The 19,875-nt window shown below is 59.0% G+C and carries 24 protein-coding genes and 5 pseudogenes; 11 read left to right on the top strand and 18 right to left on the bottom strand.

Going from position 1 to position 19,875, the window contains the following annotated elements; translation table 11 throughout:
• Positions 1–121: 121 nt before the first annotated feature.
• Positions 122–775 carry a TetR/AcrR family transcriptional regulator gene (locus tag FA04_RS28880; RefSeq protein WP_034801602.1) on the top strand — a complete coding sequence of 218 codons (654 nt, stop codon included), beginning with the start codon at positions 122–124 and terminating at the stop codon, positions 773–775.
• Between the two features lie 56 nt (positions 776–831).
• Here the strand turns inward: FA04_RS28880 and FA04_RS28875 are convergent, their stop codons facing one another.
• The 3 genes from FA04_RS28875 to FA04_RS28865 all read right to left on the bottom strand — a co-directional run bounded on the left by FA04_RS28875 (position 832) and on the right by FA04_RS28865 (position 3,271).
• Complete coding sequence (locus tag FA04_RS28875; protein ID WP_034801557.1) at positions 832–1,818, bottom strand: zinc-dependent alcohol dehydrogenase; 987 nt, start codon at positions 1,816–1,818, stop codon at positions 832–834.
• Positions 1,819–1,903: 85 nt separating this feature from the next.
• Positions 1,904–2,455, bottom strand: coding sequence for a VOC family protein (locus tag FA04_RS28870; RefSeq protein WP_234798868.1), 552 nt, complete (start codon positions 2,453–2,455; stop codon positions 1,904–1,906).
• Between the two features lie 297 nt (positions 2,456–2,752).
• Positions 2,753–3,271, bottom strand: a complete 519-nt coding sequence (locus FA04_RS28865) for a DUF6428 family protein (protein ID WP_034801553.1) — start codon at positions 3,269–3,271, stop codon at positions 2,753–2,755.
• A 43-nt stretch (positions 3,272–3,314) separates the two neighbouring features.
• Here FA04_RS28865 and FA04_RS28860 point away from each other — a divergent pair, with 43 nt between their 5' ends.
• The 3 genes from FA04_RS28860 to FA04_RS28850 are packed head-to-tail and all read left to right on the top strand — an operon-like array spanning position 3,315 to position 5,738.
• Entirely contained in the window at positions 3,315–3,656 is a 342-nt protein-coding gene (locus tag FA04_RS28860) for an ArsR/SmtB family transcription factor (protein WP_034801551.1), read from the top strand.
• A gap of 19 nt (positions 3,657–3,675) precedes the next feature.
• Positions 3,676–4,878, top strand: a complete 1,203-nt coding sequence (gene arsK / locus FA04_RS28855) for an arsenite efflux MFS transporter ArsK (RefSeq protein WP_156553109.1) — start codon at positions 3,676–3,678, stop codon at positions 4,876–4,878.
• 53 nt (positions 4,879–4,931) lie between these two features.
• Positions 4,932–5,738 carry a sulfite exporter TauE/SafE family protein gene (locus FA04_RS28850; protein ID WP_034801549.1) on the top strand — a complete coding sequence of 269 codons (807 nt, stop codon included), beginning with the start codon at positions 4,932–4,934 and terminating at the stop codon, positions 5,736–5,738.
• A gap of 55 nt (positions 5,739–5,793) precedes the next feature.
• Here FA04_RS28850 and FA04_RS28845 read toward each other — a convergent pair whose 3' ends face one another.
• The 9 genes from FA04_RS28845 to FA04_RS28810 form a co-directional block, all read right to left on the bottom strand.
• The gene (locus tag FA04_RS28845) at positions 5,794–6,564 is read right to left on the bottom strand and encodes an SDR family NAD(P)-dependent oxidoreductase (RefSeq protein ID WP_034801598.1); all 771 of its coding nucleotides are present in this window, start codon (positions 6,562–6,564) and stop codon (positions 5,794–5,796) included.
• 260 nt (positions 6,565–6,824) lie between these two features.
• On the bottom strand, positions 6,825–7,016 hold the full coding sequence (locus FA04_RS28840) for a DUF6494 family protein (protein ID WP_034801541.1): 192 nt from the start codon (positions 7,014–7,016) through the stop codon (positions 6,825–6,827).
• Positions 7,017–7,122: 106 nt separating this feature from the next.
• Positions 7,123–7,404, bottom strand: a complete 282-nt coding sequence (locus FA04_RS36095) for a GDCCVxC domain-containing (seleno)protein (protein ID WP_335669430.1) — start codon at positions 7,402–7,404, stop codon at positions 7,123–7,125.
• Positions 7,405–7,580: 176 nt separating this feature from the next.
• Entirely contained in the window at positions 7,581–8,309 is a 729-nt protein-coding gene (gene arsH, locus FA04_RS28835) for an arsenical resistance protein ArsH (protein ID WP_034801596.1), read from the bottom strand.
• Positions 8,284–8,706 carry an arsenate reductase (glutaredoxin) gene (gene arsC, locus FA04_RS28830; protein WP_034801540.1) on the bottom strand — a complete coding sequence of 141 codons (423 nt, stop codon included), beginning with the start codon at positions 8,704–8,706 and terminating at the stop codon, positions 8,284–8,286. The genes arsH and arsC overlap by 26 nt, the downstream gene beginning before the upstream one ends.
• 2 nt (positions 8,707–8,708) lie before the next feature.
• Positions 8,709–9,767: an ACR3 family arsenite efflux transporter gene (gene arsB, locus FA04_RS28825; RefSeq protein WP_034801539.1), complete on the bottom strand. Its 1,059-nt coding sequence runs from the start codon at positions 9,765–9,767 to the stop codon at positions 8,709–8,711.
• On the bottom strand, positions 9,767–10,294 hold the full coding sequence (locus tag FA04_RS28820) for an arsenate reductase ArsC (protein WP_034801538.1): 528 nt from the start codon (positions 10,292–10,294) through the stop codon (positions 9,767–9,769). The genes arsB and FA04_RS28820 overlap by 1 nt, the downstream gene beginning before the upstream one ends.
• A 15-nt stretch (positions 10,295–10,309) precedes the next feature.
• Positions 10,310–10,750 (bottom strand): arsenic resistance N-acetyltransferase ArsN2, encoded by a 441-nt coding sequence (gene arsN2 / locus FA04_RS28815; protein ID WP_034801537.1) that lies wholly within the window; start codon positions 10,748–10,750, stop codon positions 10,310–10,312.
• A complete protein-coding gene (locus FA04_RS28810; RefSeq protein WP_034801535.1) occupies positions 10,747–11,100 on the bottom strand; it encodes an ArsR/SmtB family transcription factor in 354 nt (117 codons plus the stop codon). Before FA04_RS28810 ends, arsN2 begins: the two co-directional genes overlap by 4 nt.
• 117 nt (positions 11,101–11,217) lie before the next feature.
• Between FA04_RS28810 and FA04_RS34625 the strand changes: the two are divergent.
• Positions 11,218–11,332, top strand: a pseudogene (locus FA04_RS34625) (SMP-30/gluconolactonase/LRE family protein); the annotation flags it as partial.
• A gap of 145 nt (positions 11,333–11,477) precedes the next feature.
• Here the strand turns inward: FA04_RS34625 and FA04_RS34620 are convergent.
• Positions 11,478–11,789, bottom strand: coding sequence for a hypothetical protein (locus FA04_RS34620; protein ID WP_234798867.1), 312 nt, complete (start codon positions 11,787–11,789; stop codon positions 11,478–11,480).
• Positions 11,790–11,867: 78 nt separating this feature from the next.
• Here FA04_RS34620 and FA04_RS36710 point away from each other — a divergent pair.
• Positions 11,868–12,030 (top strand): annotated as a pseudogene (locus tag FA04_RS36710) (Tn3 family transposase); the annotation flags it as partial.
• A gap of 146 nt (positions 12,031–12,176) precedes the next feature.
• Here FA04_RS36710 and FA04_RS34615 read toward each other — a convergent pair.
• A pseudogene (locus tag FA04_RS34615) lies at positions 12,177–12,386 on the bottom strand (S-(hydroxymethyl)glutathione synthase); the annotation flags it as partial.
• Positions 12,387–12,413: 27 nt separating this feature from the next.
• Here FA04_RS34615 and FA04_RS28805 point away from each other — a divergent pair.
• On the top strand, positions 12,414–12,812 hold the full coding sequence (locus FA04_RS28805; protein ID WP_051659587.1) for a helix-turn-helix domain-containing protein: 399 nt from the start codon (positions 12,414–12,416) through the stop codon (positions 12,810–12,812).
• Positions 12,813–12,964: 152 nt separating this feature from the next.
• On the opposite strand, the gene FA04_RS28800 is transcribed toward FA04_RS28805, so the two are convergent.
• Positions 12,965–14,188: an ATP-binding protein gene (locus tag FA04_RS28800; RefSeq protein WP_034801592.1), complete on the bottom strand. Its 1,224-nt coding sequence runs from the start codon at positions 14,186–14,188 to the stop codon at positions 12,965–12,967.
• A gap of 225 nt (positions 14,189–14,413) precedes the next feature.
• On the opposite strand from FA04_RS28800, the gene FA04_RS35415 reads away from it, so the two are divergent.
• A complete protein-coding gene (locus FA04_RS35415; RefSeq protein WP_156553107.1) occupies positions 14,414–14,692 on the top strand; it encodes a hypothetical protein in 279 nt (92 codons plus the stop codon).
• 84 nt (positions 14,693–14,776) lie between these two features.
• Positions 14,777–15,124 carry an IS30 family transposase gene (locus FA04_RS35410; RefSeq protein ID WP_143106295.1) on the top strand — a complete coding sequence of 116 codons (348 nt, stop codon included), beginning with the start codon at positions 14,777–14,779 and terminating at the stop codon, positions 15,122–15,124.
• Positions 15,125–15,564: 440 nt separating this feature from the next.
• Here the strand turns inward: FA04_RS35410 and FA04_RS28785 are convergent, their stop codons facing one another.
• The 3 genes and pseudogenes from FA04_RS28785 to FA04_RS28775 form a co-directional block, all read right to left on the bottom strand.
• Positions 15,565–16,893, bottom strand: a complete 1,329-nt coding sequence (locus tag FA04_RS28785; RefSeq protein ID WP_034801534.1) for a TRAP transporter large permease — start codon at positions 16,891–16,893, stop codon at positions 15,565–15,567.
• A gap of 3 nt (positions 16,894–16,896) precedes the next feature.
• Positions 16,897–17,295 carry a TRAP transporter small permease subunit gene (locus FA04_RS28780; protein ID WP_200953435.1) on the bottom strand — a complete coding sequence of 133 codons (399 nt, stop codon included), beginning with the start codon at positions 17,293–17,295 and terminating at the stop codon, positions 16,897–16,899.
• A 231-nt stretch (positions 17,296–17,526) separates the two neighbouring features.
• Positions 17,527–18,544 (bottom strand): annotated as a pseudogene (locus tag FA04_RS28775) (TRAP transporter substrate-binding protein).
• Here FA04_RS28775 and FA04_RS36090 point away from each other — a divergent pair.
• Positions 18,542–18,811: pseudogene (locus tag FA04_RS36090) on the top strand (MauE/DoxX family redox-associated membrane protein); the annotation flags it as partial. The pseudogenes FA04_RS28775 and FA04_RS36090 sit on opposite strands and share 3 nt — an antisense overlap.
• Before the next feature lie 454 nt (positions 18,812–19,265).
• Positions 19,266–19,766, top strand: a complete 501-nt coding sequence (locus tag FA04_RS36085; RefSeq protein ID WP_234798866.1) for a hypothetical protein — start codon at positions 19,266–19,268, stop codon at positions 19,764–19,766.
• Positions 19,767–19,875 lie beyond the last annotated feature (109 nt).

Below are 19,875 nucleotides of genomic sequence, written 5' to 3'. Positions count from 1 at the left end.
AAGTGCTTTTAATGGGCACAGGCGCCGACCGACCTGACGAACCGCTTTGACGGATCAGCTTTCCGGCGTGTATGACTTTCAGCGCAGCAGGCGCGAGGGCGACGGAGGAAGGGCTTTGAGCATCACGAACGAAGACACGGAAAAATCTGCCCGAAAGCCACGCATCAGAGACGCCGAGGCAACGAAGGCGCGCATTCTGGACGCGGCCAAGAAAGAGTTTGCGAAGAATGGCTTGGGAGGCGCGCGGGTCGACGTGATCGCCGAGAAGGCCAACGCCAACAAGCGGATGATATACCACTATTTCGAGAGCAAGGAGCGGCTGTTCCAGACCGTTCTCGAAGATGCCTATATCGACATCCGAACGGCTGAACAAAAACTCAAGCTCGACGACCTGGAACCGACGGCGGCCCTTGCCAAACTCGTCCAGTTCACCTGGGAATATTACCTGAAGAACCCGGAGTTCATCACGCTGGTCAACAGCGAGAACCTTCACCGCGCGAAGCATTTGAAGAAGTCCGAGGTCATCAAGGCCGCCAGCCGCAAGTTCGTCAACATGGTCGGCGACATTCTCGAACGCGGCGCGGCACAGGGCGTGTTTCGGTCGGGCGTCGACCCTGTGCAGCTCAACATCACCATTGCAGCGATCGGCTATTACTACCTGACCAACCGTTTCACCGGATCGATCATTTTCGAACGTGATCTCATGGCCAAGGAAGCGATTGACGAACGCCTGCAGTTCAACGTCGACACCATCATGAGGCTGGTATGTGCCTAACGCGTCGCGCCAGGCACATACACCAACGATAGCCGGACATCGGCCCGGCGCTTGGGCTAGGCCCAATCGATAACGATGAAGGGCTGCTCAATCGCGCGCCGCGCAATGTCCGAATAGAGTGACGCGGGATCGTCTGGCGTCACGTGGCGGATCAGGCCTTCGACCTCTATCAGGCCTTCAGACAGCCATTCGAGCGCGCGCGAGAAGCCACCGAAGACGCTATGCGGTGCATTGTTGTACCCTTCGAGCAGTTCTTCCCAAACGAAGTCGCGACCGAGCATCGGAACCTCCCATTCCCAGCCTGAGCGCAGCGTCACCAGGTTGAAGAAGACCGCCTGCATGAGTTCGTGCGCAGAGAATTCGGTTGCCCGCCTCCAGGGAACACCAACCATGACGACTTCACCAAGCTTGCGGACAAGACGGCAAGCATCGATGATGGCACCCTCATGACCTGAACAATCGACGACGAGGGCGACTTTTCCGGTCAGGTCCGATGCGTCGCCTATAGACGCTCGGCAATCCGCAATTCCGCTTCGACCGGCCTGAGCGCGCCTGACCGGATCCGGATCGACCACCGTCACGCGATAGCCGCCGATCGCAAAGAGGTGCGCAGCCAGGAAGCCAACCGGCCCCGCCCCCGAAACGACCACGCGGTCACCCGGACGCGCCTTCGTCGTCATCAGGCTCGTCATCGACACCCCCATCAAGCGGGCGAGAACGGCGCGATCCGGGGCCAATCCATCCGGCAACGCCAGAGTGTGTCGGGCATCGTGGGTCTGCGTGGAACGATGCTGCCCCATTGCAAAGCGCCGGTCACCGACGCTGACGCCATCGACATCCTCTCCGATCTCGGTCACCTCAAAGACAGCCGCATAGCCCGGCCGGATGGGAAACACGTGACCGTTGGCCCAGCCAAGCTCCGTGCCCTGACTGATCAGAGTACAGAGCGTTCGCCCACGGATCTGACCGGGCAGTAGCGCACCGTCTTCGTAGTTGCCGAGCACAAATGTCTGCTTTGTGCTTATCAGGATTTCTTGAGGCACGGCTTTCCTTTCCGGCTTTTGGCCAGGGGTTCTCATGTCTTTGATTTTGATTGGCCGCTTGAGATGCAGCGACTACGGCCGGGAGTTAGCTGCCGCTGACGGGCGACCACTGCCGTGGACCGCCAGCGCTTTCGTATCCGAGCGGTCCCGGCATGCTGACGATCTCCAAAAACTGCCCCCAGGGAGCTTTGAGATAGAGCCAGGTAAGCCCGGCCATCGCGCCGCTTTCGACAAGAGTCGGCCCTTCAAGCAAATCGACGCCGGCGGCACGAAGCCGCTCTGCCGCGCGTTCGCAGTCGTCAACCTCGAAGGCTAAGTGAAAGCCACCGGTCTGGCTGTTGCGCTTCAGCGGCTCTTCCTCGCCGGTCTCGCCGGAGTACTGGAATATCTCGAGGTTCGTGCCGTTCCCGACCCTTAGAACCTTGATGTTCTCTATCCGTCTGCCCGAGGGAACACCGAGGCGCCGAAGCATGAACGCGTCGTCAGCTTCCACTTTGCCTGTTTCAAGGCACGTCACCGCTCCGAAGATCACCTCGAAAAAGCGGACAGCCTCTTCGAGGTTCGGCACAGTGAACCCCACATGCTGCATCCCGTAAATCTTCACTCGAACCTCCCAATTCGCAAGAACATTCGTCACGCAATTATGTAACTAGTTAGTTATTTTTGAGTCAAGACGTCAAGAGATCGGAGGTCGAATGCGATGGTGTGGAAAAGGCCCGAATTGTTGAGAGGATATCGACCGCGACAGTACCGGCCACATGACCTGAGCTCTCGGTTTTTCAGCGAAGGGGCACGCTCGCGGTGATGCTGCGGCGATGTTCGGGCGGTGGGCTGTTCACAGCCGGCGAATGCGGCGGCAGAACCTCAGCTTCCGGCGGGCGCCCCTGAGAGCGCCTCGCCGGCGACGGCATCTCGTTTGGGGATGGTTCCCACCTCAGCTACAGCATTTGGAAGCGGATGAACTACAGCACGAGGCTTCCGTAGCGCCTTTCTCGGCCAACCAACGGTCCCGAGGCTTGCAGCTCGCAGGCCGTGGCGTCAACGCGACCTGGAGAGTGCCGTCTTCCGCGACAGGAGCATTCGCGCAGAACAACTGCATCGGCCGGACGCCATCGCTCACTTCGAAGGTCAGCTTTGCGGAGCCGTCGAGACGGACGCGTTCGGAAACCTTGCGGACGATGGCCGAGAACTTCCCGGCCGTCATATGGGTCCGCTCGCCCTCCTCGATGTCCCACAGCTGCACGAAAATCTCCGACCAGGCTTCCGGATTTGCCCCGCAATCAAGCGCGGAGAAATGGCCAGCCTTGACCTCGGTCACGTGATAGCCGGGCTTCACGGGCTTTCCGTCATACAGGAAGACCAAGGGCAGGTCCGGTGTCTCTGCGGCTCTGCCGAGCAACTCCCCAAGCGAGATATCGGTTTTGTCGGATTGGCTATTGTCGATCGCGCTCATTTGCGGCTATCCTCAATTTCAATGATTCAAGGATTATTGAAATATGGATGATCGTCAAGCCCTCTCCTCCTTCGCCGCGCTTTCACAGGAAACCCGACTTTCCATCGTGAGGACCCTGGTCATCGCCGGCCCGGTAGGTCTGGCCGCCGGCGCGATTGCCGAACGCATGGGCGTCTCTCCATCAAACGTCTCGTTCCACCTCAAGGAACTCGAACGATCAGGCCTCATCTCCCAACGCCGGGAGTCGCGCTCGATCGTCTATAACGCAAGTTACGACACGCTGGCCGATCTGGTGACTTTCCTGATGGAAGACTGCTGCGCGGGGCATCCCGGCATCCGCGGGTCCGTCGAGCGATCCGCCAGTTGCTGTTCAAGCGAAGTATAGCCCGTCAAGGAACACGTCATTGCATACGATCAAGGTTCCGGCGGGCATCGTCTCCGCTCTCGGTGTCACGCAGATCATCGGCTACGGCACTCTCTACTATTCCTTCAGCATCCTCGCACCCGGAATGGCCAAAGACCTTGGCATCAGCCTGGAGCGGGTCTTCGCCGTCTTCTCGGTCTCGCTGTTCATCGGCGGCCTGTCTGCGCCGTTCATCGGCAGGCACATGGACAAGATCGGTGCGGCAACGGTGATGACGCTGGGGTCGGCCCTTGCGGCGTTAACGCTGGTGCTTTGTGCATGGTCGCCGTCTGTGTCGCTCTTTGTCCTTGCGATTGTCCTGCTCGAAGTGTCCTCCGGGATGGTCCAGTATCAGGCGGCCTTCGCAACACTGGTCGAAAGCGAACCTCGCACCGCGTCCCGCAGCATCACCTATCTGACACTCATCGGCGGCTTTGCCTCCACCATCTTCTGGCCGATCGCCGCGGCACTGACCGGATATCTGACGTGGCGGGAAATCTATCTGGTGTTCGCCGTCCTGAACCTTATCGTCTGCATGCCCCTACACTACTGGATCATGCGTGCCGGAAGGCTGAGTTCCAAGACGGACGAGACAAGAACCCGCGAGGTCGTTGTCGGCGCTCTCGAACCCCAGGCGCGTCGCCGTGGCATGCTGCTGGTCTCCTTTGCCTTCTCTCTTTCGGGCTTCACCCTCGCCGCGATCCTCGCCCACATGGTGCCGATGCTCGGCGCGATCGGACTTGGCAGTGCGGCGGTCCTGATCGGTTCCTTGTTTGGTCCGGCCCAGGTCATGAGCCGCCTGATCAACATGGTCTTCGGAAAGAGCCTGTCGCCGCCCGCGCTTGCGATTGTCTCTGCCGCTCTCATGGTCACTGGCGCGGTAATACTCGGGGTGTCAGGTGATTGGCTGCCCGGTGCGGTGGCTTTCGCCATCTGTCTTGGCCTTGGGTCAGGGATCAACAGCATCGCTCAGGGGAGCTTGCCCCTCTATCTCTTCGGGTCCGCTGGCTATGGCGCGATCACGGGCAAGATGGCTGCGGCAAGGTTGGCGACTGGCGCGGCCGCCCCGTTTGCGTTCGCAGCCGCTATGAACCACTTCGGGACAACCCTCTCGCTTTTCGTGATCGCCGCGCTGGGTACGCTTGGGATCCTGGCGTTCGTCGCTGTCGCCTCATCGGTGCGTCGCGACCGCGTTGCCCGATAATGGAAGAGCGTACATAAAAGTCCGCGGATCACCGCCATGAAAGCCAAGCCTCCGTGAACACTACGATCAAATCCACGACGTCACGCAGTCATCCGGCCGCTTTCGGCGGCGGCGCCATCATCGGCGCACTCGGCGGGTTGATAGGGCTTGGAGGGGCAGAATTTCGTCTGCCGCTGCTCATCGGCGCATTCAATTTCGCGGCCCTCGAGGCGGTGATCCTGAACAAGGCAATGAGCCTTGTCGTCGTGTCTTGCGCCCTGCCGTTTCGAGCCGGCACGATCCCTTTCAGTCAGATCGCATCGAATTGGCCGATCGTACTGAACCTTCTTGCAGGAAGCCTGATCGGTGCCTGGTTCGGCGCAGGATGGGCCACACGGTTGAAATCTGAGACCCTCTACAGGGTGATATCCGTTCTTCTTGTCGCAATCGCCGTCGTGCTGGTGCTTGGCCACGGCACCTCGGCGGGTCAACCGCTTCTGACCGGAAACTGGCAGATTGTCGCCGGTATATCCGCCGGCTGCGTGATCGGCATCGTTGCGTCGCTGCTGGGCGTCGCCGGGGGCGAGTTGCTCATTCCGACGTTGGTTCTGCTCTTCGGCGCGGACATCAAGCTCGCCGGTAGCCTCTCACTGGCGGTGAGCCTTCCTACAATTCTGGTAGGCTTTACCCGCTACAGCCGCGACCAGAGCTTTTCGGTTCTGGGTCGCAACAGGGTGTTCGTCCTCATCATGGCCGCGGGATCGGTGGTGGGGACGTTCGTCGGCGGTCTACTCCTCGGCATTGTCCCGAATTCGATCCTCCTTCCCGCACTCGCCGTGATCTTGTTGCTGTCAGCCGTGAAGGTCTGGCGGCACGGCTGACAGGATTTCTTCCCTAGATCAATTTGACGCGCTTTTCGAGCTCGACCCCGTGGCCTCAGGCGACGGACCATCCGCCGTCCACCAGCAGGTTCGCGCCGGTGATCAGGCTCGCAGCCGGCGATGCAAGGAAGACTACGGCACCCACCACATCATCGGTTTCCCCGATCCGGCCGAGTGGAATGTGATCGACCGTCGCTTTGCGATTTTCGGCATCGGATAAAAACGGTGCTGTACCATCCGTGTGGATGAATGTCGGGGATACGGTGTTTACGGTGACATTATAGCGTGCCCATTCGGCTGCAAGGCAGCGCGTGAGGTGATTAATTGCCGCCTTGCTCATGCAATAGATTGCCTCTCCGCGCAGTGCGACCGTACCGGCCTGTGAGCTAATGCTGATGATCCGGCCACCATTTCGCGCGATCATGTGAAGGCCCACTGCCTGTGTCATCAGGAAGGTGCCCTTGATGTTGACATCGAGTATCTCGTCAAGGTCCTTCTCCTCAACGAGTTCCGCAAGATTGCCCGGGGCCACGCCGACATTGTTGACGAGGACGTCGATCCGACCGAATGCAGAAACCGCCGCGTCGACGGCTTGTGCGATATGGGCCTTGTTGGGAATGTCCAGTTCAACAGGGAGAACCTTTCGTCCCGCGCCCTCGATTTCGGCGATCAGGCCCGCGGACGCTGCGACATCGCGGACCCCCAAGACAATATCTGAGCCTGCTGCAGCACAGGCAAGTGCGCAAGCACGTCCAATGCCACGGCTCGCGCCCGTCACCAAAGTCACCTTGCCCTCAAGGCTGAAATCCGGCGCACTCTTCCGCATCATTGCCTCCCTCGATGAAGCTCAATTATTGCAGCGTCGGCGTGCGGATGCCAGTTGTTCTGCTCATGTCGCGCACGTGAAGTCCGTCCGACGAACGTCATGCTCGTCGAGAACGATCTTGTGGCAGAGGTGCGCGGGCTCTAGGCTTGGCTCGGTGGGGAGATAGAAGCTTCCGGCTTAGTGCGGGCGCGATGCCTGACCGATCTTGGTCTCATTGATGAGTATCGGCCTGGGCGTTTCGATCCATGCTTTCGCCAGACCTATGGAAGTTCGATCTCACCGTTCACCACGTGGTTGAGACCAGTGCCCTCCGCCGTCAGCGTCATGCGCACCTTCAGCTTCTCGCCGCCGAACTGCCCCCCGCGCACGGCCTCTTCGATCTTACGCTGCGAGGTGATACCGACTTCTTTCAGGAACTTGCGGATCGACATGTTGAAGGCGTCTTCGCTCATCGTGGAACTCCTCGGCGTCCGTGAGGGAGCAGCGTGGGCGCTTGTCTATCGCCCGGAATGCGCCGGCATAGCCCAATGGGATGTCAGCCTTGCCTCTCATCCCACGTTAGGAACCGACGCAACAACTTGCGGCTCCGTTGTTATGTTTGGCCTCCTGGATTGGCGCGCAAGGCACGTCGCCAAAGGAACAGAACACACAGCAGTCCCCGGATTTTGGCCGGAGCATCATACCGCATCCATTGCAATCATAGAAAAACTGACAGGCGTCGGTGGGCATCGTTTCCGTAGCCCGCTGGCCGCAATTGGGACAGCTGAGGGTTGATCGAAGCTGTATGGTCACACTTTGTGCCTCGGCAACGAATGCTTTCAGATGACGCCCGTCATCCATTGCTAAATAGCCTATTGGAAATATCGCCTCGTGCATAGTTTTGCGTCATGAGCGCTAGGTCCGTCTTTCGAAAGGCTGCAATGGGCCGCCACAAGCGGACAAGGCGTTGGTTCGCTTTGGCGCGGCCATTGCGATTGCAAGATGGCCGCTATCGGAACATTGCCGATGGCCTTTGACTAAATCGATCTCAGTGACACTCGCTTCTCCAACTCGGCCGCGTGCTCCTTCCGCTCGCTGTAGCGGTCTGTAAGGTGGGCCGAGGCGTCCCGTGTCAGCAGCGTGAACTTCACCAGTTCCTCGCAGACATCCACGACGCGGTCGTAGTAGGACGACGGCTTCATGCGGCCGTCGGCGTCGAACTCCTGGTAGGCCTTGGCGACCGACGACTGGTTGGGGATCGTGATCATCCGCATCCAGCGGCCGAGCACGCGCATCTGGTTCAGGGCGTTGAAGGACTGGCTGCCGCCGGAGACTTCCATGATCGCCAGCGTCTTGCCTTGCGTCGGCCGGATCGATCCCAGGGACAGGGGAATCCAGTCGATCTGGGCCTTCATGATGCCCGTCATCGCGCCGTGGCGCTCGGGGCTAACCCAGACTTGGCCTTCCGACCATTGCGACAGGTCGCGCAGCTCCTGCACTTTCGGATGGCTGACCGGCGCCTCGTCGGGAAGCGGCAGCCCCCTCGGATCGAACATCCGCACCTCGCACCCCAACCGCTCGAGAAGGCGTCTGGCTTCGTGCGCGAGCAGCCGACTGTAGGAAACCTCCCGGAGCGAGCCGTAGAGGATCAGGATGCGCGGCTTGTGCGTCGAGAACGCCGGACGCAACGCGTCAATGTCAGGTTGGCGAAGATGCCGCTCCTGCAAGGCGGGAAAAATTTCAGACAACGCGCTTGCCCTCCTGATCGAGGACCTGCTCGCCGTCTTCCTTGAAGAAGGCACCCTTGAAGGCATCCGGCAGGATGTCGAGCACGGCCTCGGAGGGTCGCGCAAGCCTGGTGCCGAGCGGCGTGACGACGAACGGACGATTGATGAGGATCGGGTCCTTCAGCATCGCGTCGAGCAGCTGGTCGTCCGTCAGGTTCGGGTCGTTGAGACCCAGTACCGCGTAAGGCGTGCCCTTCTCGCGGATCGCCTGTCGGACGGTCAGTCCGGCATCGGAGATCATCCTTGCCAACGCGTCGCGCGACGGCGGTGACTTGAGATACTCGATGATATCAGGTTCGATCCCGGCTGCGCGGATCATCTCCAGCGTGTTGCGGGACGTGCCGCAGGCGGGGTTGTGATAGATGGTGGCGTCCATTGTCATGTCCTTTCAGTGATGGTGTTCCGGGAGACAGCGGGAGCTGCCTCGTACCAGCCCTTGGTGCGGTTCACGGCCCAGACGACCGTGAGCATCACGGGAACTTCGATGAGCACGCCGACGACGGTTGCCAGCGCAGCACCTGACTGGAAGCCGAACAGGCTGATGGCCGCGGCAACCGCAAGTTCGAAGAAGTTGCTGGCTCCGATCAGTGCTGAAGGCCCGGCGACGCAATGGCGCTCTCCCGACATCCGGTTCAGGAGATAGGCCAGGCCTGAGTTGAAATAGACCTGGATCAGGATGGGAACGGCCAGCAGTGCGATGATGGTCGGCTGTGCGATGATCTGCTCGCCCTGGAAGCCAAAGAGGAGAACAAGCGTCGCGAGCAGGGCGAGGAGCGAAAGCGGCTGGAGTTTCGTCAGCATGGCGTCCAGCGCTTTGGTCGTGCCGTCGGCGGTCAGCCGCGCTCTCAGGACCTGAGCGATGATGACCGGGACGACGATATAAAGAACGACCGACAGAACGAGCGTGTCCCACGGTACGGTGATAGCCGACAATCCGAGAAGCAGTCCGACGATCGGCGCAAAGGCGACGACCATGATCGCATCGTTGAGCGCTACCTGGGAAAGCGTGAACAGCGGCTCGCCGCGCGTCAGGTTACTCCAGACGAACACCATCGCGGTACAAGGTGCTGCCGCGAGGATGATGAGGCCAGCGATATAGGAGTCAATCTGGTCGGCCGGCAGATACGGACGGAAGAGCCAACCCACAAATAGCCATCCCAGCAGCGCCATGGAGAACGGTTTGATGGCCCAGTTGATGAACAGGGTCACGCCGATGCCACGCCAATACGTGCTGACCTGCGCCAACGAGCGGAAGTCGATCTTGATGAGCATCGGGATGATCATCAGCCAGATCAGGATGGCGACGGGCAAGTTCACTTTCGCGACCTCTGCCGCGCCGATGACCTGGAAAACGCCGGGCATCAAATGACCGAGGGCGACGCCGACGACGATACAAAGGAAGACCCAGATGGTGAGGTAGCGTTCGAAGGTAGACATCAGGCCGTCTTTCCCTGGGGTGCCGTCGAACCTTCCATCGCGCCGATTTGGCGGAGTTTCGTTTCGAGCGCCAGGCGGTCGATCGATGCCAGCGGAAGGCTGATGAAGGCCATGATGCGGTTCTTGAGGAAGCGAGCGGCCTGTGCAAAGGCGCGCTGGATTTCGACCTCAGAACCCACCACAGCCGCGGGGTCCTCGACACCCCAATGCGCGGTCATCGGATGACCGATCCATACGGGGCAGGCCTCGCCGTGCGCGCTATCACAGACGGTAAAGATGAAGTCCATTTCGGGCGCGCCCGGCTGTGCGAAAACGTCCCAGCTCTTCGAAGAGAAGCCAGTCGCCGGATAACCGAGGACGTCCAGTTCCTTCAGGGCATGTGGATTGACTTCGCCCTTGGGCTGGCTGCCCGCGGAAAACGCCCGGAAGCGCCCGCCGCCTTCCTTGTTGAGGATGGATTCGGCGAGAATAGAACGAGCGGAATTGCCCGTGCACAAGAAGAGCACGTTGTAAGTCTTGTCGGTCATGGTTGTGTTCCGTGGTTAGGTCGGAGCTCTGTCGAGTTTCATGATCGTTGCCGATGCCGGGCAGATGCCCGACAGTTGACGGGTTGCGAGAACGGCGGGCGGCACATCGGCCCGCTCGACCACAATGAAGCCAAGCCTTTCGAAGAACGGTGCGGCGGAGGTCGTCGCAAGGAAGACTGCCGAGCTTACATCGACGGCCTTCAGCGTTTCCCTGGTCAGCGATTTTCCAAGCGCCTTGCCACGATGCTCGGGCAAGATGACTATCGACCTGAGAAGCACGTCGTCACCGCACGCCTCAATGCCAGCATAGCCAACCGTGCTTCGATCTGAGGAAACCGCCCTGAAAAACGAGCGCCCAGTGTCTTCGAGGTCTTCGGTTGGAAGACCGGAAGCCGACAGCGCCAGTTTCAGTTCGGGATCGCTCCCCGTGACTGGCTCTAGCCTGATGTCGCTCATGACAGCTTCACCTCGGGAGCACAGCAGGGTGTGAGTTCTGCGATGAGCGGCGCGCAGAGTTCCGCCGAGCCGCCGCAGCAGTCTTTCAGCAGGAAGAGGGTCAGGTCGCGCAGCCCCTGAAGGTCCGCCCGATAGATAATTGAACGGCTCTGCCGCTCGCTTGAAACCAGGCCCGCACGCGACAGCGTCGCAAGGTGCGCCGACATGGTGTTTTGCGGTACGTCGAGAAGCCGGGCGAGTTCGCCGGCAGGAATGCCGTCGGGTTCGTGTCGGACGAGAAGTCGAAACGTCTCGAGCCTGGTAGACTGGGCGAGTGCGGCAAGCGCCGCGATTGCTGTATTGCTATCCATACATCCAGAATAACGGATACGATTTTCGTGTCAACCTCCGCCGGCTTATGGAGGGCCAGAAAACTTGGCGGATCGAAATCCGCCAAGGCCCCCTCTCGATTTCACGCTGGCTCAGAACCGGCATCGGCTGGTTTTGAGCGAGGTCTGCCGGACGGCTCCTGTGTGGATGCTGAAGGCTTCATCTGGAATTGCCGCGTCGCCGGCGGCGGATGTGTGGTCCGATTTGCACCCGCCGACGGCTCCGCTGGAGAGCCTGTGGCTGGATCCCGGTGCTCAACGCCGTTTCACGCCGCCCGCCGTAAGCCGACTTTAGTCGGATATAGCGGCCACAGAACTCTTAGCATTTTGAGCCAGGCTTACCCGCCATCGGCGACGCTCTATTGCAATTCGCCGGGGCGGATCACCCGCGTTTTCCCGACATCAGGCGCCGGTGTTTTGATTTCAGTGTCGCCGACGCGAGGGGGCTTCAACACCCCATCGCAATCGTCCAGTTTTTCTGAGAGATTCTTCTGGTTCGTGTCGTCGCCCGAAGCAACGCGACAACGATCCTTGTCCTCAGCGTTCGCCGGCTGGGTAAAGACCGCCGCCGAGACCAAAACGGTCACTGCTGAAAGTGCGTTAAGGACGGATCTAAAGGCGCCGATCGGATTCCCGCTGCTTCTGAAAGCGGGTGAAGTGTTGACACCCACAAATCAAACCTTCGGGTGGCCGGATTGGTTCCAATTTTTTCGGCAATGACCCCTGAGCTTGTCAGTCGTTTCCTAGTGGACCGGGATGGGCGATGTCTCTATGGCTGCGGTCCCGCAAAGCAGTATGGCATCCTTCAGAACGTAACGGGTGACCGCATCGACGCCGATCTTTTTCGTGGGCACTGTGACGACATCCTGCGCCTGATGACCTCTCTTGGCACCCCGCACCGTCAGCGCCTCGGAACACAATCTACACCGGCCGCGTCGTCCATAAACGCGGCAAGCTTTAGAAGTGCTCGGCGAACTTCGCCGAGCACACAATGCTACGGAAGCTGGCGAGTTCCAAACGAGCCGAACACGGATCGAGTTTGAAGAGCGTCTCTTCGATCAATTGGGGAGCGCGCCGCTCTTCTTGGCTGCCCATGTGGCGACATCCATCAGGACCGGGTTGAGGCAATCATAGGGTTCAAGTCTTAGCTCGCGCAGCCGCGCGCGCACACCGTCCATCTTCGCTGGATCGTAGCCACTTTCGATGATCGAGGAGACGAAGGCGGCAAACCCGGGCTTCGCCCAGCCGCTTTCCTGGAAGCGCTCAGGAGGGCTGCGCGCCCCGGCCTCGAGCTCGTGCTACTGCGTCACGCGAAACGTTATATCGAGGCTCGCCTCGACGCCAGCACGCTGAACATCGTTGCGATCTGCAACATTGTCGCCGTATCCCGCCGGACGCTTTATCGCTTGTTCGAAACGGAAGGTGGCGTTGTCCATTACATCCAGAGCCGTCGGCTCGAGCGGATTAGGTCTATTTTGGCCAATCCCAGGGATATGCGCCGCATCTCCGACATTGCGGCCGACTTCGGATTTTTGAGAGGCGATCATTTCGCCCGCGCCTTCAAACAGCAGTACAGGCAAAGCGCACGGGAGCTTAGGCAATCGGTGAAATCAGACGGACGACCGAATACGGGTCTGGCGGTACAGGCCCCACACGCTGGATTCGACGATTGGATAAGGCAACTTCCGTCATAGGAGGTTGACCGATTTGCTGCTTGGCACGTTTCTCAGCGTCTGCGGACGATTCCCTCGCCTTGAAGGGAATCGAACCTGAGGCCTATTGGTTATCGAGACCTTGGAAGTCTCAAAAATGCTCGGGTCTGAATACTGAGCGAAATTCTCACGCGCTACCGCCACAACGCCGATATTGGCACAGCGGACAAACGTTCTCCGAAAGGGACCACTTTGTGGTGGTCATACAAGACCATGCCCGAAACAAACCGTTCTCCGGATGCTTCGGCCAAAATTCGCAATCCGGAAAAATCGGAATTCGAGACGGATGCTGCCGCCTTTATTTCGATACCGACGATCCGCCCCCTTGTATCTTCGATGACGATATCGACTTCGTTCTGCTGCTTGTCTCGAAAATGCGAAAACTCGAAGCGGGTTTGCCCGCCGCTGGCGAGTTTAAGGATCTCGGCAAAAACGAAAGTCTCCAGCAATGCCCCGAACTGACCCCTGTCGCCGTGGAGACGGTCGAGAGAGAGGTCACGAAGGGATGCGAGAAGACCAGAATCGAGGAAATGTATTTTCGGTGTTTTCGTGAGGCGTTTTAGTTTGTTCGAAAACCAGGGTTGTACGGTTCGAGCGAGGAACAGGCTCTCGAAGATGCCGACATATTTTTGCGTTGTAATGTGGTTCATCCCAATGGCCGCGCCAATTCCAGAATAGTTGACGAGCTGTCCCGAATGCTCTGCCAGGATGCGTAGGAGGCGCGGCATTTGAGCAATCTGCTCGATTTGCGCGACATCGCGAACGTCGCGTTGAACGATCGCCTGGATATAATCCGCATACCAGTCCTGTCTGCGGTTCAAGGTTTTGCGGGCCAGCGCCTCGGGATATCCACCGGCCAGAACCGCAGCCATGAGGTCGTCTCCGAAGAATGGCTCTCCGGCCTTGGCTTCGTTTTGGAAGGCGTCGCGCAGGAAGCTGCTGCCGGCGGTTCTGATCTCGCTTTGCGCAAGCGGCAGCAATCGAACAACCTCCATTCGCCCTGCGAGCGAGTCTGCCACGCGTGGCAACGTCATGAGATTGGCTGAACCGGTCAGAAGGAACCGCCCTGGGCGCTGGTCGGTATCCACGCTTTCCTTGATGGCCAACAGCAGTTCGGGCGCGCGCTGAATTTCATCGATGATGGCGCGATCCATACCTCTTACAAAGCCAACGGGATCCTGTCGCGCTGCGTCCAGGATGGTTGCATTATCCAGCGTGTAATACTCCATCCCCTCGTTGGCCATCTTCTTAGCCAACGTCGTTTTTCCTGATTGTCTGGGACCTACGATCAGTACGACTCGCGTGTCTGACAGGGCGTCGGCAACGCGTTGCTCAACGAGCCTTGGATACAGCGCCACAGCTTCATTCCTTTGATGACTGTTTGAAACTACGACGATGACCAATTGAAAGTCAAGGAGTGACGGTTTGAAATCTCCGTGGCGACTGATTGAAACTCGAAACCAGAAGTGGGTAGCATGTCAGATTGCGGCATGAGGGAAGCCACAGGCCATGAAAGGGGAGTGGGAAAAAGGTGGGGGTAAGAAATTTCGGCTAAGCAGGAGCCTTTTCTGAAGGGGCTTTCGTTGGCGTACGACATCCACAAAGAGCGGCGGCAGCGCCTGAGGAAGCTTGTGCGGCACCCGCAATTGCGCGAGCTTGTGATCGAGCAGCTGAAGACACCTTGGTCACCGGAACAGATTGCCGGTCGTCTGCTCGCCGATGGCGTCAGCGCCGTGCGGGTCTGCAGCGAGACGATCTATCGCTTCATCTATGGCAAGGAAGATCAGGCGCTGGAACTCCATCAGCATCTGGCGGAAGGCCGCAGCAAACGCCGCCCCCCGCAGCTCGAGGAAACCCCGTGACGGCACTTTTCCGGCTGCCTGCAGGATATCGCAACGCCCTGATTTCATGGTGATCGTTCGCAGTTCGGGCATTGGGAGGGCGACTTGTTGATCTTCGAACGTGATTTCGGCAACGCCAACCTGATCTCGTTGGCCGAGCGCAAAAGCCTCTACACCGTGATGATCAAGAATCCGAGCCGGCGCTCGAGACCGATCATGGACAAGATCATCGAAACGTTCTCACCTTTGCCAGCCTTTGCCCGGCAGAGTTTCACCTTTGATCGCGGCACGGAGTTCGCCGCTTTAGGGCTTTGGAAGATGGCATCGGCGCGCGGAGCTGGTTCTGCGACCCCAGTGCGCCGTGGCGGAAAGGTGCGGTGGAAAAACGCCAACAAGCGCAGCCGCCGCTTCACGCCCAGCGATACCGATCTCACCGCCGTCACCCAGCAATAGCTCGTCGCGCTCGTCCACCATCTGAACGCGCTGCCACGCAAGTGCCTGGGTTACCGCACACCCGCCGAGGTCTTCATAGCGCATTTGCGAGACTGCGCGTGATGCCCTACCCTTCACACGGCAATGTTGCACTTGGACTAGATTCTCCAGGGTTAACATTGGACCTGGAGGCATTGGCAACCAGAGCCGCTGTGATAACTGAGACCCTCGGATCTTATTCCGCATCGAAGCTATGTTCGACGAACAGAGAGCCGCTCGATGTTCTTCGTCTTGGCGGAACCACGGTCACGCCCAGCTCTCCTCCCCAACGAGCCTGGCTAAGGCTTTAATGCCGCAGTTCCTCGGGAGCGAGGTCTACGTACCGGCCAGTTGTATGGTCCTGACGGATAACAGCCAAACGACACCGTCAATCGACTACGATTGAAGGAAATATGGGTTAGTTATCGTCCGGTAATGCCCGGGAACGCGATCAACATGGAGACGGCGAGGATCTGTAACATGATGAACGGAACAAGAGCCCGGAAGATGATCCCCAGCGTAATGCCCGGAGGGGCCACTGACTTCAGGTAGAAGGCGGCCGGCCCAAAGGGCGGCGACAGGAACGACACCTGCATGTTCATGCAGAAGAGAACGCCGAACCAGACCGGGTCCATGCCGAGCGACTTGATGATCGGTACGAAGATCGGCATCGTGAGAAGGGCTATCCCGACCCAATCCAGAAAGGCGCCCAGCACGAACAGGATCAACATCATCACCAGCACGATCACAGTCGGACTATCGGAAATGCCGGTGATCATGCCAGAAACGAAATTCACGCCGCCCATCAAGTTGTAGACGCCCACGATGGCCGTGGCACCTATGCCGATCCAGACGATCATGCCCACAGTCGATAGCGTCTGCATCGCCGCATCGCGCAGCAGTCTATATGAGAACTCCCCCCGCAGAATGGTCGAAAGGATGACCCCACCGACTCCGATTGCGGAGGCTTCAGTTACGGACGCGATGCCGCCGTATATCGAGCCGAGAACAACGAAGACGACAAGCACCGGCAGGGCAAGACCCTTAAGGAGCCGGAGTTTCTCTTCTGTTGGGATCGGCGTCATATCTACCGGCGGCACAACGCCGGGCGTAAAGTAGGCGCGCACGAGAATATAGGCTACATAGAACATCGCCAGCATGAAGCCAGGCAAGAAGGCTGCCGTGAACAAATCACCGATAGAAACGTTCGCCGTCAGGCCATAGATGATCAGGACGATGGAAGGCGGGATCATCGTGCCGAGCGAACCGCCCGCGCAGACGACGCCGATCGCCAGGTTGCGATCATATCCGAGACGCAGCATCTGCGGCAGCGCGATAAGGCCGAGAAGAACGATCTCGCCGCCGATGATACCGCGCATGGCAGCGAGGATCACCGACACAAAGACGGTTTGAACCGCAACGCCGCCGCGTATTCGGCCGGCAAAAAGCTTCATGGCATCGAAGAGGTCGCGTGCGATGCCGGAGCGGTCGAGTATCGCGGCCATAAGGACGAACATCGGCACCGAAACGAATACGAAGTTCATCACAAAGGAATAAACGCGGCTCGTAATGAGCGGGATCGACATGGGCCCGAACCAACCGAGCGCGAAGATAAGTGCTACGAGAAGTGTGACAAAGGCGAGCGGCATGCCGGAGAGTAGCAGCCCTACCATCATCACGAACATAAGCAGGGTGCCCCAACCGATGCCGAGCGCCTGCAGATTGATGCTGAAATCAAACAGATCGGTCATCGTTCAGTCCTTTGAAGCTCGCTTGGCGTAGTTGACGGCAAGAATCAGAAACTGAACGACGAGCAGGATCATAACCAAGAGGATAAAGATCTTGATCAGGGCCGGCGTCGGCGGGCTCCAGGCACTACCGGTCGTCTCCAGGCGGACCTCGCCGGAAGGAGTGACCACGGCCCGTTCGACCATGTGATAGGCGGCAAAGGCGAAGAAGCCGCTGGCAAGGGCGCTAACAAGGGAGATGACGATGTCGGCGATCCGGCGCGCGCGGGGAGAGAAATGATCATAGAGCAGAACGACGCGGATATGGGTGTTGCGGGCGGTGCAATAGAGGCCGCCGAAGATGAAAGCGACGCCGCAAAGGAATACCGTCGTCTCATGTGCCCAGATCGTCGGGCTGTTCAACACGTATCGCAGGAATACTTCCACAAGCAGTATGAGCGCTGCGAGCACGATGCCGACGGCAAAAACATAGCCGGCTTCTCGATGAGACGGCCGAGCATGCCGGCTTCGGGAACGGCCCCGACGACCTCGGCGCCCATGGCGGCCCCGGCGTCCTCTGAAAACGTGTCTCTTGTCATGCCCCTCTCCCTCGGCACGAGAAAACGACGGCCCGGAGCGGGCCGCCGCATGGTTGGGTCAGAGCAAGCCCTTTTCCTTCAGGTAGGCCGTCAGCGTGTCGAACACCTTCTGGGCCATTGGCGAACGCTTCGCGATATTCTCCCATTCGGCGACCCCAAGCTTGCGAAACTTGGCACGCTCCTCGGCCGACCAATCGTGGATCGTAATCGAGCCTTCGGCCTTGGCCGCCTCCACCGCCTTCTGGTCGGCGGCCTTGAGACCGTTGTTCTGGGTCTGCTGGAATTCCTTGACAGTTTCCTCAAGGATTTTCTTGAGGTCATCCGGCAGCGCTTCCCATTTCGCCATGTTCATGGAGACCCTCGACGAGTGGCAGCGAGTGGAAGCCTGGATACACCGGATGTTTCGCAACGCCATTGAGGCCCTGCGCCTGATTGACCGAGAATGCGGAATAATCGGCCGCATCGACGACGCCCTTGTCGATCGACGTATAGACTTCGGAGGACGGCAGATTGACCGGGGCAGCGCCAGCGGCTGCAAACACGTTGGCAATCGGACCTTCCGGGGCGCGCATCTTCAGCCCCTTGAGATCATCGACACCATCAAGCGGCACACGCGAGACGAACGCTTCCAACCCCGGAGTGGAAACGCCGATAAAATGCAGGCCGTAGGAGCCCAGCAATTCCTGCATGATCTCCTTGCCACCGCCGTTCTCCACGAAGTCGATCATCTGCGCCGGATCGGACCAGGCGCCGACCGGATTGGAGATCAGGCCGAAAGCCGGATCCTTGCCGGCCCAATAGGACGAATCGCAGATCTGACCATCGAGAATGCCGCCTGCAACCGCATCAAGCGTTTCGTTATATTCCACGACCGAACCGACCGGCAGAAGCTCGATCTTCACCTTGCCGCCGGAGCGCTCGGCGACGAGGTCGGTCCAACCTTTCTGATATTCGAAGTTCGGGTTGCCCGCCGGGTCCGAAGACTGGAAGCGGAACGTGAATTCCTGCGCAAGCGCAGTGCCGGCAAGGCCGATGGCCGTGACGACGGCAAATGCACCAATAAGAAAACGCTTCATGCCTACCTCTACCCCTTCGGCGAAGCCCTTGCAGGTATCCTGATGATCGCTGGCGTATGGTTGTGGCTTGCAATTCCGGTTGCGTTCGTAGTCGGCACCATTGGTGCCATTTCCGTTTTCAAGGCCGTATACATTGACCGCCGTAAGCTGAAATGTGCTTGCGTCGGCGGCGACAGCAATGTCCCGTTGGGCCTTATCTCACTCACTGAAAACCTAATGTTGATTGCTATGGCGGTCTGGATGCTCATCAATCGAATAGAGGGATAGCATGTCCTATGTAACGGGGCTGGTAGGGCTCGGCCATGGGTTACGATGCGACGGCTACGAGGAGAAAATCAAGCCAGCCCACCTATTCAACCTCAGAGATTGAATAGGTGGGCTGGCGAGTTCCATCCTGCCGGCCCGGCAGAAGGACGACACTCTCATGGCCCCTTAATCGCCTTTCGGGGCCATTCTTTTTCTGGCCTGCCCTTGGAAGCGAATTCTACGCCTCCTATATAAGCTAATGCGCATTTAGATCCCCGCCCTTCGGAGACTGAAGGCGCCTGACGGCTTCACCATTAGTGAAGTCGTGTAGCCGGCCTCGTCGCCCCCCACGACGAGGCCGTTTCTTAGAGTCGCCTTTCCGAGCACACCCGTAGAATCTCTGAACCATTGGGCGCATAGTATAGCGCGTTAGAACTAGCGCGGGCCGCCTGCCGCCCCACGCGAAGGAGGCCGCATGTCTTCCAAGGATCCAGATCTAGATATAGACGCCGAAGACATCAGCCTTTTGGTTGAAATACTAAAAGCCGCTGGTTATCTCGAAGCCAAAGAAAGAGATGAACGCGCAGAAAAGCTTGCTCTGGCGCGATTCCTGACGGCCGCCATTCAGCGGGGCGAACTGACAAAGGCGCAACTGACCGCCTTTCTTGGGAAGAGCGGCGCGCCAGGCGGACAAAATCAAATTGCAGCCCAAACGAAAACGGAAGCCATCAATCGGTGCGAGAATGAAGGTGGCGCAATCGCAGGTTCACCTTTTGAGCTTCCTCCAAGTCCGGTTCGACGCGCACCCCCTTCATTCATAGGAGGTGTCAGTGCACATACCGCCCAAACTCGCAATTCAACATCTTGGTCCCCGAGATCTTGCCTTGATACGAAAAGTCTTCGAAACGGCCTGTGCCAAAACTCGCATTCCACATCTCAGCAAGCGAGCCGTCCGCCTAGCAAGCTTCATCGCTGATGAATACCGGCTTGGGAACAAGGATGAAACTTCCCTTCTAGAGTGCGCTATCTGGTTCGGTACCGCCCGCATTCCCTTAGCAACTGAGGACAGATCACCCAGCGACACC

The sequence above is a fragment of the Ensifer adhaerens genome (assembly GCF_000697965.2).
In the GTDB taxonomy this organism is placed as follows: Bacteria; Pseudomonadota; Alphaproteobacteria; order Rhizobiales; family Rhizobiaceae; genus Ensifer; species Ensifer adhaerens.
The sequence above is the reverse complement of the archived record's forward strand: the minus strand, read 5'-3'. Positions and strand labels throughout refer to the sequence as shown.